The organism is Streptomyces sp. UW30 (assembly GCF_008042075.1).
GTDB lineage: Bacteria > Actinomycetota > Actinomycetes > Streptomycetales > Streptomycetaceae > Streptomyces.
Window position 1 is genome coordinate 1 of record NZ_RDBN01000178.1, and the last position, 636, is coordinate 636.

Genomic DNA, 636 nt, shown 5'->3' on the forward strand with positions numbered 1-636 from the left:
CCGGCGGGTCGGCCAAAGTTTCCGCCAAGGAGCGCAGGGCGCTGCGCAGCCGGGTCTTGGCCGTGCCCTCCGGTATCCCCAGTTCCACGGCGGCCTGCCGGTAGGTGCGGCCGGCGAAGTAGGCGAGGTGCACGACCTCGCGTTGCGGCTGCGGGAGTTCGGCGAGGGCAGAGTGCAGCAGCAGGGAGCGCTCCCGGTCGACGACCGTCTCGTCGGGGCCGGGACCGGCGTCCGGGATGGCCTGGAGCGTGGAGTCGTCGGCGCCGGCGTCCTTGCGGTGCCGGGCCTCGCTGCGCACCCAGTCCACGGCGCGCCGGTGGGCGACCACGGACAGCCAGGTGCGCAGCGAGCCACGGCGCGCGTCGTAGGTGTACGGCCGGCCCCACAGGTGCGCGAAGACCTCCTGCGCCACGTCCTCGGCGGCGGCCGGTGAGCGCGTGACCCGCACGGCTACCCGCCGCACCAGCCCGCCGTACGTCGCGTACACCTCGGCCAGCGCCGACTCGTCGCCGTACACCAGCCGCCGGTGCACCTCCGCGTCGGCAGGCGGCGGTGCGGAGGTACCGCCCGTGGACTCCACGTGACCTTCCTAGCGTCCCGGCAGGGCCGGCGCCAGTGGTTCAGACAGAGAGGACG

The 636-nt window shown here is 74.7% G+C and carries 1 protein-coding gene; it reads right to left on the reverse strand.

From position 1 onward, the window contains the following. The coding region (locus EAO75_RS45415; RefSeq protein WP_148000959.1) for an RNA polymerase sigma factor at positions 1-580 on the reverse strand (580 nt) is incomplete at its 3' end. Between the last annotated feature and the right edge of the window lie 56 nt (positions 581-636).